The following is a 13817-nucleotide window of genomic DNA, read 5'->3' as shown; positions in this document are numbered from 1 at the left end:
CCTCACGCGACCCCCCGGAGACAACTGTGAGCAGCACGGCCCCGACGAACAACCCCGGCGCATCCCCCACCGCCGCCACCGGCGGAGCATCCCCCTATGGCACCCTGCCACCGGCGAGCGCGCCTGCCACGCGCAAGCCCGTGAGCCTGCCCCGCCTGCACGAGATGCACGCGCGTGGCGAGAAGATCACCATGCTCACCGCCTACGACGCCACCTTCGCCGCCACGGCGGACGCGGCGGGCGTGGAATGCGTGCTGATCGGTGACTCGCTGGGCATGGTCTGCCAGGGCCTGTCCAGCACCGTGGGCGTGACGCTGGAGACCATGCGCTACCACGTCGAGAGCGTGACGCGCGGCATCCGCCGCGTGCAGGGCACGGCCTGGGTCATCGGCGACCTGCCGTTTGGCACATACCATGAGTCCAAGGAGCAGGCCCTGCGCAGCGCCACCGTGCTGATGCAGGCGGGCGCGCACATGGTCAAGCTCGAGGGCGGCGGCTGGACAACCGAAACCACCCGTTTTCTGGTCGAGCGCGGCATTCCGGTCTGCGCCCACCTCGGCCTCACGCCCCAGACCGTGCACGCGCTGGGGGGCTACCGCGTGCAAGGCCGCGGCGAAGCCGGCGAGACGCTCAAGCGCCACGCATTGGAACTGCAGGATGCGGGCGCAACCCTGCTGGTGCTGGAGATGACCCCCGCGGCCTTGTCCGCTGAAATCACACAAGCCCTGCCGCGCTGCGCCACCATCGGCATCGGCGCGGGCGTGGACTGCGCGGGCCAGGTGCTGGTGCTGCACGACATGCTGGGCATGAACCTGGGCAAGATGCCCAAGTTCGTCCACAACTTCATGGCCGACGCCGGCAGCGTGCGCGGCGCGATGGAAGCCTTCGTCAAGGCCGTGAAGGACGGTCGCTTCCCGGTCAACGAACAACACGCCTGGTGACATGACTCCCCCCCGAAGCGCCTGCGGCGCCCAATGCTCACACCCTGAGGCCGTGGCTCTTCGGGTTGTCCAAGTCTGCGCAGGCAGACTTGGAGCCGCAACCCTCAGCCCCTCAAGGGGGCGACACCAGTGGCCCGGCAAAGCCGGTTCCACGGTGTCCCCCGCTTAGTCTGTGGCGATCGACACTCTTATGCAAGTCATTCACTCTATTCCCGCGCTGCGCGCCGCGCTGCGTCAGCACGACCGACCCGCCTTCGTGCCCACCATGGGCAATCTGCACGATGGGCATCTGGCCTTGGTGGAACAAGCCCGACCGCTGGGCGACGTCACGGTGGCCAGCATTTTCGTGAACCGCCTGCAGTTCCTGCCGCACGAGGACTTCAACACCTACCCGCGGACGCTGGAAGCGGACTGCGCCAAGCTCGAAGCCGTGGGCTGCGACATCGTGTTCGCCCCGGACGAAAAAGAGCTGTACCCCGAAGCCCAGGGATACACCGTGCAGCCGCCGAGCGCCTTGGCCGACATCCTGGAGGGCAAGTTCCGCCCCGGCTTCTTCACGGGCGTCTGCACCGTGGTGCACAAGCTCTTCAACATCGTGCAGCCTCGCTACGCTGTGTTCGGCGCCAAGGACTACCAGCAGCAAATGGTGATCCGTCGCATGGTGAGCCAGATGGCCTTACCCATCGAGATCGTCACCGGCCCCACGCGGCGCGCCGCCGACGGACTGGCCTTGTCCTCGCGCAACGGTTACCTCAGCACCGCGGAACGGGCCGAGGCCGTGCAACTCTCGCGCACCCTGCAAGGCATGGCCAGTGCACTGCAGCGCGGCGAGCACAACACCGCCGCCATCGAACTGCACGCCCTGCAAACGCTGAGCGGACGAGGCTGGCAACCGGACTACCTCACCGTGCGCCGCCGCGTCGACCTGCAACCTCCCAAAGGCCCCGAGGATTTCGGACCGGACAAACTGGTCGTGCTCGGCGCCGCCAAACTCGGCAAAACCCGATTGATTGACAACTTGGAAGTCTGAAAGACTTCCAAGTTGCGTCGTAGGCTAACAACTGCCCGTAGGGCTTGTTATGCCGGAGACACAACCCGGCCACGGTGAAGACTGACAATTGCCGCAGGCTTGTTAGTCGTAACCACAACTTGGAAGTCTGAAAGACTTCCAAGTTGCGTCGTAGGCTAACAACTGCCCGTAGGGCTTGTTATGCCGTAGACACAACCGGGCCACGGTGAAGACTAACAATTGCCGCAGGCTTGTTAGTCGTAACCACAACCTGGAAGTCTGAAAGACTTCCAAGTTGCGTCGTCGGCTAACAACTGCCCGTAGGGCTTGTTATGCCGCAGACACAACCCGGCCAGGTGAAGACTGACAATTGCCGCAGGCTTGTTGGGCCGCAGTCGCAAGCCCACCAAGGTCGAGGCTGACGCAGCCCCGAGGCCGGCGTTCGCGCGCCATGCAGGTTCCCCAAAACAGAAGACACCCATCAGGAGTCCCCATGCAGCTGGAAACCCTCGCCCTCTCGCTCGACGCCCACATCGCCACCGTGCGACTGAACCGCCCCGACAAGGCCAACGCGATGAGCGCCACGATGTGGCAGGACATCCGCCGGGCCTTCGAATGGGTGGACCGCACGCCGGAGGCCCGCGTTGTCGTTCTCCAAGGCGAAGGCAAGCTGTTCTGCGCGGGCATCGACCTGCAGATGATGATGGACGTCGCGCCGCAGATCCACAATGACTGCGACGGCCGCTCGCGCGAGGCATTGCGCCGCCTGATCCTGGACCTGCAGGACACGCTGAGCAGCCTGGAGCGCTGCCGCAAGCCAGTGCTGGCCGCCATCCACGGTGGCTGCATCGGCGGCGGCATCGACCTGATCACTTGCGCGGACATGCGCTACTGCAGCTCGGACGCCTACTTCAGCATCAAGGAAATCGACATCGGCATGACGGCCGACGTGGGCACGCTGCAGCGTCTGCCCAAGCTGGTGGGCGAGGGCATCACCCGCGAACTGGCCTACACCGGCCGCCGCTTCGAGGCGCAGGAAGCGCGCCAGATGGGCCTGGTGAACCGCGTCTTCGACAGCCGCGAGGCCCTGTACGCTGGCGTGCGCGAGATCGCCGCGACCATCGCCACGAAGTCGCCGTTGTCGATCCGGGGCACCAAGGAAATGATCAGTTACGCCCGCGACCACAGCGTGGCCGACAGCCTGAACTACGTCGCCACCTGGAACGCCGCCATGCTGATGAGTCAGGACCTGACCGAGGCGATGGCGGCCAACATGGCCAAGCGCGCGCCGGTGTTCAAGGACTGAGCTGCTGCAACAGCCCCAGGCGATCGACCTGGATCCAGGCCCGCCAGATCTTGCCGTCCTTGAACTGGTAGATCACATTGGCGGTCTGCGTCACGCGCCGGCCCGTGGCGGCATGCCCCTGGAACGGCCCCGCGTGCGTCGCGTCAAAACGCCAGCGCACGGCCACCCTGTCGCCCTCGCCGAAGCAGTCCTCGATCTCAAAGCGCACGTCGGGAAATCCAACACGCAAGGCGGCGACGCCTTGCACGAACGACGCCAGGTCCTTGTCTCCTGGGCTGGCCAGGAAATCAGGCGCGCACAGAGGGTCCAGCGATTCCAATCGGCCTTGATTGAAGCCTTCTTCGTACAGTTGGCGAATGACAGCCTGGTGGTCGGGCATGGGTACTCCTTGCATTGATGAGGCCGGCAGGTTAAAACCTCAACTTCACTTCAGGTCAAGGACTTTCATGCCCTCCATCGATCCGGCCGACATCGGCCGTCCGCTTTCGGTCGGTGAAGTCGCCCAGCGCTCGGGCGTCGCGGTCTCGGCTTTGCACTTCTACGAGGCTCGGGGCCTGATTCACAGCGCGCGCAACGAGGGCAACCAGCGCCGATACGCGCGCGACGTGCTGCGCCGGGTGGCCGTCATCAAGGTGGCGCAGCGCATTGGCATTTCTTTGGAAGACATCGGCGCCGCGCTCGCCGCCCTGCCTGAAGGGCGCACACCGAACGCGCGCGACTGGGCGCGGCTGTCGAAAGGGTGGCAGCAGGACCTGGACGCACGCATCGCCCAGCTGCAGGCGCTGCGAGACCAGCTGGACGACTGCATAGGCTGTGGCTGCCTGTCTCTGGGTGCGTGCAAGCTGCGCAACCCCCTGGACAGCCTGTCCGAGGAGGGCCCCGGGCCACGCCGGATCATCGCCGAGTGACGATCACGGTGGCCATCTCGGCCTGCGGCTGCGCCGAGGCCAGGTCTGCACTACGATGGTCAGCGGTGTGTCCAGAACACACCCTCCAACCTCCATGAACCATCGACCGATGCCCTCCGCACCCGCCCCGCGCGCCGTTGATGTTGTTGATGTTGAGCGGGCCTTCGTCGTACGCCATCCCATCCTGACTGCCCTGGCTCTCTCGCTGGGCACGGCCATCGCGCTGGGCGTGGCGCGCTTTTCCTACGCGCTGCTGCTGACGCCGATGCGCGAGGACCTGGGCTGGTCCTACTTGGTCGCGGGCGGCATGAACACCGGCAATGCCTTGGGTTACCTGCTGGGCGCGCTGGCCACGCCCCTGCTGATGCGCCGACTCGCGGCGCACCGCGTGCTCATCCTCGGAGCCATCAGCACGGCCCTGCTGACTTTCTTGCCCGGGTTGGTCACCGACACCGCGGCACAACTTGCGCTGCGCGTGGTGACCGGCCTCACCAGCGCCGTGCTCTTCGTCGCGGGGGGGCTGCTGGTCAGCCGCCTGGCCGCCCTGCACGCGCAACGCGCCGGCTTGCTGCTCGGTCTGTATTACGGTGGCACGGGCATCGGCATCGTGGCGGCCGCGCTGCTGCTGCCGCCCGTGATTCAAGCCGCCGCCCACCAAGGCGCGCCCCACCCCTGGCAATGGGCCTGGTGGCTGCTCGGCGCGCTGGCGCTGGTGGCAAGCGTGATCATGGCGCTACCGACGCGTCACATCCCCACGCCAGCGACGCCGTCACACAACACGGGCGGTTTCAAGGCGAGCCCCTTCAAGTTCGGCCTGCTGGGCTACCTGATGTTCGGCCTGGGCTACATCGGCTACATGACCTTCGTGATCGCGCTGCTCAAGGAAACGGGCATGTCCTCGCGAGGCACCACCGTCTTTTTTGCCTTGCTGGGCATCGCGACTTTTGCTTCGTCGCGCATCTGGGCCCGCCTGCTCGACCGGTTTCGCGGCGGCCAGTCCTTGGCTCTCCTCAACGGACTGCTCTGCCTGGCGACCTTGCTGCCCGCTTGGACCGCTTCACCCTGGGTCGTTTACGCCTCGGGACTGCTGTTCGGAGCCTGCTTCCTCTCGGCGGTGGCATCGACCACGGCCATGGTGCGCCACAACCTGCCGCCCGCCCTCTGGTCGGCGGGCATCAGCGCCTTCACGATCGTTTTCGCAGCGGGCCAGATCGTTGGTCCCACCCTCGTCGGCTGGATCGCCGATGAGGCCGGTGGTCTGCAGCGTGGCTTGCTGTTCTCGGCCGCGGCCCTGGGGGTCGGCGCCTTGTTGGCGGGGTGCCAGCGGGCGCTGCCTACGGCCCGCTGACACTGTGGCTGAGTTCAGACACCCCCAAAGCACGGGCCACCCGATGACAGGGTCCGCCACAGTGCCTTGAATTGCACGCCAGCGCCATCATCTCAGTGGCTCTAACATAGCGCCCCTTCGCGGAGATTCCGATGTACCACCTTGCACGCACCCCTGTTTTGCTCGTCCCCTGAGCCGTGCGTGCGCGGCTCGCCCTTCCATCGGGCCGGCCGCTTTTCATCGTCATGCGGGCCGGCTCCTTTCCGTGAGCCTTCATCATGTCCCGCAAAACCCCCATCCAGAACGTCCGCAACATCGGCATCAGCGCCCACATTGACGCGGGCAAGACCACGACCACCGAACGCATCCTTTTCTACACCGGCGTGAACCACAAGCTGGGTGAAGTGCACGACGGCGCCGCCACCATGGACTGGATGGCGCAGGAACAGGAACGCGGCATCACCATCACTTCCGCCGCCACCACCGCCTTCTGGAAAGGCATGGCTGGCACGGGTACGGAACACCGCATCAACATCATCGACACGCCCGGCCACGTGGATTTCACCATCGAGGTCGAACGCAGCATGCGCGTGCTCGACGGTGCCGTGATGGTCTACGACGCCGTGGGTGGCGTGCAGCCGCAGAGCGAGACCGTCTGGCGCCAGGCCAACAAGTACAAGGTGCCGCGCCTGGCCTTCGTGAACAAGATGGACCGCGTGGGCGCGGACTTTTTCCGCGTGCAGCGACAGATCACCGAACGACTCAAGGGCAAGGCCGTGCCGATCCAGATTCCCGTGGGCGCCGAGGACCGTTTCCAGGGTGTGGTCGACCTGGTCAAGATGAAAGCCATCGTGTGGGACGAGGCCAGCCAGGGTGTGCGCTTCACGTATGCCGACATCCCGGCCGATCTGGTCGCGACTGCCACCGAGTGGCGCGAGAAGATGGTCGAAGCTGCGGCCGAGGCCAGCGAAGTCCTGCTCGACAAATACCTCAACTGCCAAACGCTGACCGAGGAAGAGATCAAGGCCGCCCTGCGCCAGCGCACCATCGCTGGCGAGATCGTGCCCATGCTGGCCGGCAGTGCCTTCAAGAACAAGGGCGTGCAAGCCATGCTGGACGCGGTGGTCGATTACCTGCCCTCGCCGCTGGACATCCCCGCCATCATGGGGCAGGACGAGCACGACCCCGAGAAGACGGTGGAGCGCCATCCTTCGGACGATGAGCCTTTCTCAGCGCTCGCCTTCAAGATCATGACCGACCCCTTCGTGGGCCAGTTGGTGTTCTTCCGCGTCTACTCAGGTGTCGCGAAGTCGGGCGACACCGTCTACAACCCGGTCAAGGGCAAACGCGAGCGCATCGGCCGCATCGTGCAGATGCACGCCAACAAGCGCCAGGAGATCGATGCCGTCTACGCGGGCGACATCGCGGCCGCCGTGGGCCTGAAGGACGTGACCACGGGCGACACGCTGAGCGACCCGACCCAGGTGGTGGTGCTGGAACGCATGGTGTTTCCGGAGCCTGTGATCTCTCAGGCCGTGGAACCCAAGACCCAGGCCGACCAGGAAAAGATGGGCGTGGCGCTGTCGCGTCTGGCGCAGGAGGACCCGTCCTTCCGCGTGCACACCGACGAAGAATCCGGCCAGACCATCATTTCTGGCATGGGTGAACTGCACCTGGAAATCCTCGTGGATCGCATGCAACGCGAGTTCGGCGTGGCCGCCAACGTGGGCAAGCCGCAGGTGGCCTACCGCGAGGCAATCCGCCAAACCGTGACCGACGTGGAAGGCAAGTTCGTCAAGCAGTCCGGCGGCAAGGGCCAGTACGGGCATGTGGTGCTCAAGCTGGAACCGCAGGCGCCGGGTCAAGGCAACGCGTTCGTGGACGCCATCAAAGGTGGCGTGGTGCCGCGCGAGTTCATCCCTGCGGTGAACAAGGGCGTGCAGGAGGCGCTCAAGTCTGGCGTGCTGGCGGGTTACCCGGTGGTCGACGTCAAGGTGACGTTGACCTTCGGCTCTTACCACGACGTGGACTCGAACGAGAATGCCTTCCGCATGGCAGGCAGCATGGCGTTGCGCGAAGGCATGCGCCGCGCCGCGCCCGTGCTGCTGGAGCCCATGATGGCCGTGGAGGTGGAAACACCCGAGGACTTCACGGGCAATGTGATGGGCGACCTGTCGTCACGCCGGGGCATGGTGCAAGGCATGGAAGACATTCCGGGTGGCGGCGGAAAACGGGTGCGCGCCGAAGTGCCACTGGCCGAGATGTTCGGCTACTCGACCACGCTGCGCTCGCTGACCCAGGGCCGGGCCATCTACAGCATGGAGTTCAAACACTACGCGCAGGCGCCGCGCGAAGTCGCCGACAAGGTCATGGCCGAACGCCGCTGAGATCGCAAGGTCTCGCGCGTCAGCCCACCGCCTGACGCGACAAAGGCCCCGGTTCATCACCGGGGCCTTTGTTCTTCAGGGCCTGCAAGAGGCCCGCGGATCAGGCCAACAACTGGCGCAACACAAAGGGCAGGATGCCACCGCTGCGGTAGTAGTCCACCTCGATGGGCGTGTCGATGCGCAGCGTCACCGTCACTTCCTGGCGGCGGCCGTCGGCGCGGGTGATGACGAGCTTGGCATCGCTTTGCGGTGTCAACTCGGGCACAGGCAGCACGTCGATCGTCTCGTTGCCGGTCAACCCGAGCGTCTGCCAGGAATCATTGCCCTTGAACTGCAAGGGCAGCACGCCCATGCCGACCAGGTTGCTGCGATGGATGCGCTCGAAGCTGCGGGCCACCACGGCCTTGATGCCCAGCAATTGCGTGCCCTTGGCGGCCCAGTCGCGGCTGGAGCCGGTGCCGTATTCCTCGCCCGCGAAGATCACCGTGGGCGTGCCGGCGGCCATGTACTGCATGGCGGCGTCGTAGATCGGCATCTTCACGGCCGGACCCGTTGCGTTCTGGTACAGCGTGAGTCCGCCCTCCTCGCGAGAACCGTCGGCGGCCGCAGGCAGCATCAAGTTCTTGATGCGCACGTTGGCGAAGGTGCCGCGCATCATCACGTCATGGTTGCCGCGGCGCGCGCCGTAGCTGTTGAAGTCGGCTTTCTGCACGCCGTTGGCCTTGAGCCAGATGCCCGCCGGCGCGCTTTCCTTGATGGACCCCGCCGGTGAGATGTGGTCGGTGGTGATGGAGTCCCCGAACAGGGCCATGATCTTGGCGCCCTTGACCGACGACGCCGTGCTGGCGCCCTGCGACAGCGTGAAATCCTGGAAGAAGGGGGGCTCGGCGATGTAGGTGCTGGCGGGCCAGGTGTAGGTCTGGCCGGAGACGCCCGCGACCTTCTCCCACAGCTTGCCGGGCTCGCTCGCCACCTTGGCGTAGTTCTCGCGGAAGGCCTTGCCCTTCATCGCGTACTTCATCAGCTTGTGGATCTCGTCGCTGCGGGGCCAGATGTCGCCCAGGTAGACATCTTTGCCACCCTTGCCCTGGCCCACCGGCTGCGTCATCAGGTCGCGCTTGACGTTGCCGGCGATGGCGTAGGCCACCACCAGCGGCGGGCTGGCGAGGAAGTTGGCCTTCAGGTTGGGGTGGATGCGGGCCTCGAAATTGCGGTTGCCCGACAGCACGGCAGCGCACACCAATTCGTTCTTGGTGATGACCTCGTTCAACTCAGGTGTCAGGTCACCGGCATTGCCAATGCAGGTGGTGCAGCCGTAGCCGGCCAGGGCGAAGCCCAGTTTCTCCAGATAGGGCAGCAGGCCGGTTGCCGTCAGGTACTCGGTGACGATGCGCGAACCAGGCGCCAGCGAAGTCTTCACGTGCGGCTGGACCTTCAGCCCGGCCTCCACCGCCTTCTTGGCCAGCAGGCCGGCGGCCAGCAGCACGCTCGGGTTGGAGGTGTTGGTGCAACTGGTGATGGCGGCGATCAGCACGTCGCCGTTGCCGATCGTCACCTCCCTGCCGCCCGTGCTGACCGGGTAACGGGTGTCCAGCGTCTCGGCCGGGCGGTTGAAGCCATTGGCGGAATTCGGCAGGCTGTACAGCGACGAGAATTGACTGCTGACCTTGCCCAGCTCAATGCGATCCTGCGGGCGCTTGGGGCCGGCCAGGCTGGGCGTGACGTCACCCAAGTTGAGCTTGACCACCTGCGAGTAGTCGATCTCGCCGCTGCGCGGCACGCCGAACAGGCCCTGGGCCTTGAAGTAGGCCTCGAAACGCTCGATCTCGGCCGCAGTCCGACCGGTGCCGGTGAAGTAGTCCACCGTGCGTTCGTCCACCGGGAAGAAGCCCATGGTGGCGCCGTACTCGGGCGCCATGTTGGCGATGGTGGCGCGGTCCGGAACCGACAGGGTGCGCGTGCCCTCGCCGAAGAATTCGACGAACTTGCCCACCACCTTGTGCTTGCGCAGAATTTCGGTGACGGTCAACACCATGTCGGTGGCGGTCACCCCTTCGCGCAGCTGCCCAGTCAGTTCGAAACCCACCACGTCGGGCGTCAGGAAGTACACCGGCTGACCCAGCATGGCGGCCTCGGCCTCGATGCCGCCCACGCCCCAGCCGACCACGCCGATGCCGTTGATCATGGTGGTGTGGCTGTCGGTGCCGACCAGGGAGTCGGGGTAGTAGACGGGGGCGTCCTTCTTGCTCTCCCCCTTCTTCTGGTGCACGCCACGCGCCAGGTACTCCAGGTTCACCTGGTGCACGATGCCGAAGCCGGGCGGCACCACGCCAAAGGTGTCGAAGGCCTGCATGCCCCACTTCATGAACTCGTAGCGCTCGCGGTTGCGCTGGAATTCCAGCCGCATGTTCAGGTCCAGCGAATCCTTCTTGCCGTAGTGGTCCACCATGATGGAGTGATCCACCACCAAGTCCACCGGCACCAACGGCTCGATGCGGCGGGGGTCCTTGCCCAGGCGCTGGGCCACGCTGCGCATGGCGGCCAGGTCGGCCAGCAGCGGCACGCCGGTGAAGTCCTGCAGCACCACGCGCGACACCACGAAGGGGATTTCATCGGTGCGCGGCGCGTTGGGCTTCCAGTTGGCCAACTGCGCCACGTGTTCGGGCATGACCTTCTTGCCGTCGCAGTTGCGCAGCACCGACTCCAGCACGATGCGCAGGGACACCGGTAGACGGGTGATGGCGGGGTACTGCTTGGCGAGCGCGGTCAGCGAGTAGAACTGCCCGGCCTTGCCAGAGGCGGTCGTGAAGCTCTTCAGGGTCGAGGCGTAAGCGTGCGGCATGGCGGCTGCTCCTTGGTGAGGAAGGGATGCAGCCTATTTTGGCAGCGTCGGACTCGGCCCGCCGACTTCGTGGGTTTTCAGGAGCATCATCGGGCGCAACGCCCTCTGGAGTCAGCGGCCAGAAAGCCGCGCGGGCTCTGCAGCCCGATGCCATTGGCAATGGCAATGGCAATGGCGACTACTGCCGCCGGTCAACGCCTGTCTCGGCGTAATGGTCCTTCTTGTTGCGGAACATCTGTTGGTCCGCCCGGTGGATCGCCGACTCCACCTCGGCAGGCGCCTTGCATGTCGCGTAGCCCATGGACAGACTGAGCTTCTGACCAGGATAGAACTGGTTGTTCAGTTCCATGATGTTCTCGATGCGGCTGATGAGGTGCTGCGCAGCGCGTTCGTCCGCACCCGGGATCAAGGCCACGAATTCGTCTCCGCCGGTGCGTGCCACGCAGATGCCCGGCAGTTCCTCGCCCGCCTTGGTCAGCACCTCACCCACGCGCCGCAACAGGGCGTCGCCTGCCGCATGGCCTTGGCTGTCGTTCACTTGCTTCAAGCCGTTGAGGTCCATGGCCACGATGCTCATGGGCCAGACGCCGCGCCGTGTCATGCGATTGAGCTCTTCGTTGTAAAAGGCACGGTTGCGCAGGCGCGTGAGGGAATCATGCGTGCCCAGGTACTCCAGGTAGGCCTCGGCCTTGCGGCGGGCGGTGATGTCGACCAGCGAAATCAGCACCCGGTCCCACCCCGCTTCATGCCCCGGCATGACGGCGAACTGCATGTGAATGTTCACCAGCTCTCCATCGAGCGCGTAATTGACCACTTCACGCACTTGGTGGAGCTTGCCATGCCAAAGGTCGAGCAACTGTTCGGCGAAGGACACCTTCATCTCGTCGCGAAACACGTCGTCCTGCCGGCTGATCAGTTCTTCCTTGTCACGGGCCGCGAACATCGCCAAGGTGTGCTGGTTCACGTCAAGCACGCGAATCTTGGCCATGCAGCGGCCCACGAAATCGGGATGCACATCAAGAAACGTGCGGAAATCCTGAACGCCCGAGGCCCGCACGGCATCCATCAATTCCTTGACGCCGGAGAAATCCTCCACCCACAAGGACACGGGCGACAACTCGAAGAGACTGCGCGCGTAACGCTCGCTCAAGCGCAGGCGCTGGAGATCCCGCGTCGGAGCGCTGATGTCTTGCAAGGAGACCATCACTCGGTCCCAGGTGCGTTCATGCCCTGGCAGAACGCTCACGTGAATGAGGATGTCGAGCCGCTGGCCCGACAGCGTGTAGTTCACGCTCTGATTGCTGAAATCCAGCACCCCATCCCAAAGCATCTGAAACTCGCGCGCCATGCCATGTTCGATGTCATTGCTGAACACACGGTCCAAGGCGCCAATCAGTTGCTGCTCGGTCTCGGCACCGAACAACAACAGGGTCTGCTGGTTGACCTGGAGCACCCGCACGCTGCGCACGCACTCGTTCCACCGCGCGGGGTCGGCCCGCAAATGGGCTTGCAGGTCGTCGACGCCCTCAGCGCGCCAGGTATCGAACAGTCGCCTGAGCTGGCTGTAATCCTCTAGCCAGAGTGAGATCGGGGCCGCTTGGAAGAGGCCTTGAAAGTCGGTGCTGGAAGGCATGGAAAAAGGAAGAGCCGAAACAATTTGATACATCTGCAGTGTACGACGCTTCCTCGCGCCTTTGGGCTGACCAAGATTTGGTGCGCCCAAAGACTTCCGATCGGTACTCAGGCCAGGGCCAGCAAGATCAGGCCAATCGCTCCGGGCAGCCCCTGCACGAAGAGAATCTTACGGCTGGCCGTGGCCGCGCCGTAAAGCCCGGCCACCAAGACGCAGGCCAGGAAGAAGGCCTTCACGCCCGTTCCATCCGGACCCAGTGTCAGCCCCCAGAACAGACCCGCCGCCAGGAACCCGTTGTAGAGGCCCTGGTTGGCGGCCATCACCTTGGTCGCCTGCGCGAATTCGGGCGTCAAGTTGAACGCCTTGCGGCCAGCCGGCTTGTCCCAAAGGAACATTTCCAACACAAGGATGTAGACGTGCAGCAGTGCGACCAGCGCAACCACGAGATCGGCGATGAAAGACATGGAGTCTCCAAGAGTAGAACGGGAAGGCCCAGACTCTAGCGCAGATGCCCGGACGGGGACCCGCTGACAAGCCAGCAGACTCCGCGGTCAGTTTTCGGTGGACCTCGGCGCCCCCTCGCACGCACCCGCGCAACGCGGACACAGACAGGCCAAGCCGCGCTGCTCAGCAGGAACACGCGCCAAGGCATCGGAAGGCACGGGTGCCGTCCTGCACCAGCAATCGACCTGAAAGCTGCCGGTGTTCGCGGGTGCGCATTGGTTGTCTCCGCCACAGAGAGGGCAGGTCAGATTGGGCAAAGGCGTGGTCATGAAAGCCATCATGGTCGAAGCCATCCTACCTTGCGGTCAACACGGTCGGCAGGGCGCGATCGGGCGGCGCGGACCCCGTGGTCCTCGAGATTGGTCAAGAACTGTTGTATCGTGTCACAAATCCGTCATAAACCGTTGGAGTGCGCATGAAGCTACGGACCCGAATCATCTTGCTGTGCGGCGCGGCGCTGCTGGGCCTTCTCACGCTGTCGGCCATGGCGCTGACCACGCTCTACCAGTCCATGATTCGAGAGCGCACCAACCAGCTGTCTACCCTGGTGGTGCTGGCCCACGCGGCGGCCCAGAAAGCCTACGAATTGGAGAAATCCGGTCAGCTCTCAAAAGAGGACGCTCAAAAGGAAGCCAAGCGCGCGATCGGCGCCTTTCACAAGAATGACCAGTACTTCTTCGTGCGTGGCTACACCGACGACGTGAACTACGTGCACCCCAACCCCAAGCGCGTCGGTATCGTGGACGCCAACGTGGGCCGCGCCGCGGGCGAGCGCTATCGCGCGGCCTTGCAGGGCAAGGAAATCGGCACCACGGTGGCCAAGGGCACGCGGCCTGGCGTCAAGGATGAAGTCGAGAAGCTGTACGCCATCATCAAGTTCGAGCCGTGGGACTGGATCATTGGCTATGGGGACTACATCGACGACATCCAAAATGCCTTTTGGCGCAACACCATCATCCT

General features: G+C 64.7%; 12 protein-coding genes. 7 read left to right on the top strand and 5 right to left on the bottom strand.

Features of this window, described 5'->3' with window-relative positions; all coding sequences use genetic code 11:
• Positions 1-26 precede the first annotated feature (26 nt).
• The 3 genes from panB (at position 27) to ACLBKS_RS06290 (ending at position 3256) form a co-directional block, all read left to right on the top strand.
• Positions 27-941: a 3-methyl-2-oxobutanoate hydroxymethyltransferase gene (gene panB, locus ACLBKS_RS06300; RefSeq protein WP_410191951.1), complete on the top strand. Its 915-nt coding sequence runs from the start codon at positions 27-29 to the stop codon at positions 939-941.
• Between the two features lie 190 nt (positions 942-1131).
• Complete coding sequence (gene panC, locus ACLBKS_RS06295; RefSeq protein WP_410191950.1) at positions 1132-1971, top strand: pantoate--beta-alanine ligase; 840 nt, start codon at positions 1132-1134, stop codon at positions 1969-1971.
• A gap of 472 nt (positions 1972-2443) precedes the next feature.
• On the top strand, positions 2444-3256 hold the full coding sequence (locus ACLBKS_RS06290; protein WP_410191949.1) for a crotonase/enoyl-CoA hydratase family protein: 813 nt from the start codon (positions 2444-2446) through the stop codon (positions 3254-3256).
• Here the strand turns inward: ACLBKS_RS06290 and ACLBKS_RS06285 are convergent.
• On the bottom strand, positions 3246-3635 hold the full coding sequence (locus ACLBKS_RS06285; RefSeq protein WP_410191948.1) for an ester cyclase: 390 nt from the start codon (positions 3633-3635) through the stop codon (positions 3246-3248). The genes ACLBKS_RS06290 and ACLBKS_RS06285 overlap by 11 nt on opposite strands.
• A gap of 67 nt (positions 3636-3702) precedes the next feature.
• On the opposite strand from ACLBKS_RS06285, the gene soxR reads away from it, so the two are divergent.
• The 3 genes from soxR (at position 3703) to fusA (ending at position 7878) form a co-directional block, all read left to right on the top strand.
• Complete coding sequence (gene soxR / locus ACLBKS_RS06280; RefSeq protein ID WP_410191947.1) at positions 3703-4164, top strand: redox-sensitive transcriptional activator SoxR; 462 nt, start codon at positions 3703-3705, stop codon at positions 4162-4164.
• A 109-nt stretch (positions 4165-4273) separates the two neighbouring features.
• Positions 4274-5512, top strand: coding sequence for a YbfB/YjiJ family MFS transporter (locus tag ACLBKS_RS06275; RefSeq protein ID WP_410192345.1), 1239 nt, complete (start codon positions 4274-4276; stop codon positions 5510-5512).
• Positions 5513-5769: 257 nt separating this feature from the next.
• Positions 5770-7878: an elongation factor G gene (gene fusA, locus ACLBKS_RS06270; protein ID WP_410191946.1), complete on the top strand. Its 2109-nt coding sequence runs from the start codon at positions 5770-5772 to the stop codon at positions 7876-7878.
• A 100-nt stretch (positions 7879-7978) separates the two neighbouring features.
• Here the strand turns inward: fusA and acnA are convergent, their stop codons facing one another.
• The 4 genes from acnA to ACLBKS_RS06250 all read right to left on the bottom strand — a co-directional run bounded on the left by acnA (position 7979) and on the right by ACLBKS_RS06250 (position 13126).
• A complete protein-coding gene (gene acnA / locus ACLBKS_RS06265) occupies positions 7979-10720 on the bottom strand; it encodes an aconitate hydratase AcnA (protein ID WP_410191945.1) in 2742 nt (913 codons plus the stop codon).
• A 178-nt stretch (positions 10721-10898) separates the two neighbouring features.
• Positions 10899-12353 (bottom strand): diguanylate cyclase domain-containing protein, encoded by a 1455-nt coding sequence (locus ACLBKS_RS06260; RefSeq protein WP_410191944.1) that lies wholly within the window; start codon positions 12351-12353, stop codon positions 10899-10901.
• Positions 12354-12460: 107 nt separating this feature from the next.
• Complete coding sequence (locus tag ACLBKS_RS06255) at positions 12461-12817, bottom strand: DUF1304 domain-containing protein (protein WP_410191943.1); 357 nt, start codon at positions 12815-12817, stop codon at positions 12461-12463.
• Positions 12818-12904: 87 nt separating this feature from the next.
• Positions 12905-13126: a cysteine-rich CWC family protein gene (locus tag ACLBKS_RS06250; RefSeq protein WP_410191942.1), complete on the bottom strand. Its 222-nt coding sequence runs from the start codon at positions 13124-13126 to the stop codon at positions 12905-12907.
• A gap of 146 nt (positions 13127-13272) precedes the next feature.
• On the opposite strand from ACLBKS_RS06250, the gene ACLBKS_RS06245 reads away from it, so the two are divergent.
• The coding region (locus tag ACLBKS_RS06245; protein WP_410191941.1) for a cache domain-containing protein at positions 13273-13817 on the top strand (545 nt) is incomplete at its 3' end.

It is taken from the genome of Hylemonella sp. W303a (genome assembly GCF_046452315.1).
GTDB lineage: Bacteria > Pseudomonadota > Gammaproteobacteria > Burkholderiales > Burkholderiaceae_C > Hylemonella.
The sequence above is the reverse complement of the archived record's forward strand: the minus strand, read 5'-3'. Positions and strand labels throughout refer to the sequence as shown.

Excerpts from the sequence above, each read along its gene's own strand:
- panC (WP_410191950.1), top strand. The coding sequence starts at position 1,132 with ATGCAAGTCATTCACTCTATTCCCGCGCTGCGCGCCGCGCTGCGTCAG.
- ACLBKS_RS06290 (WP_410191949.1), top strand. The coding sequence starts at position 2,444 with ATGCAGCTGGAAACCCTCGCCCTCTCGCTCGACGCCCACATCGCCACC.
- ACLBKS_RS06285 (WP_410191948.1), bottom strand. The coding sequence starts at position 3,635 with ATGCCCGACCACCAGGCTGTCATTCGCCAACTGTACGAAGAAGGCTTC.
- soxR (WP_410191947.1), top strand. The coding sequence starts at position 3,703 with ATGCCCTCCATCGATCCGGCCGACATCGGCCGTCCGCTTTCGGTCGGT.
- ACLBKS_RS06275 (WP_410192345.1), top strand. The coding sequence starts at position 4,274 with ATGCCCTCCGCACCCGCCCCGCGCGCCGTTGATGTTGTTGATGTTGAG.
- fusA (WP_410191946.1), top strand. The coding sequence starts at position 5,770 with ATGTCCCGCAAAACCCCCATCCAGAACGTCCGCAACATCGGCATCAGC.
- acnA (WP_410191945.1), bottom strand. The coding sequence starts at position 10,720 with ATGCCGCACGCTTACGCCTCGACCCTGAAGAGCTTCACGACCGCCTCT.
- ACLBKS_RS06260 (WP_410191944.1), bottom strand. The coding sequence starts at position 12,353 with ATGCCTTCCAGCACCGACTTTCAAGGCCTCTTCCAAGCGGCCCCGATC.
- ACLBKS_RS06255 (WP_410191943.1), bottom strand. The coding sequence starts at position 12,817 with ATGTCTTTCATCGCCGATCTCGTGGTTGCGCTGGTCGCACTGCTGCAC.
- ACLBKS_RS06250 (WP_410191942.1), bottom strand. The coding sequence starts at position 13,126 with ATGACCACGCCTTTGCCCAATCTGACCTGCCCTCTCTGTGGCGGAGAC.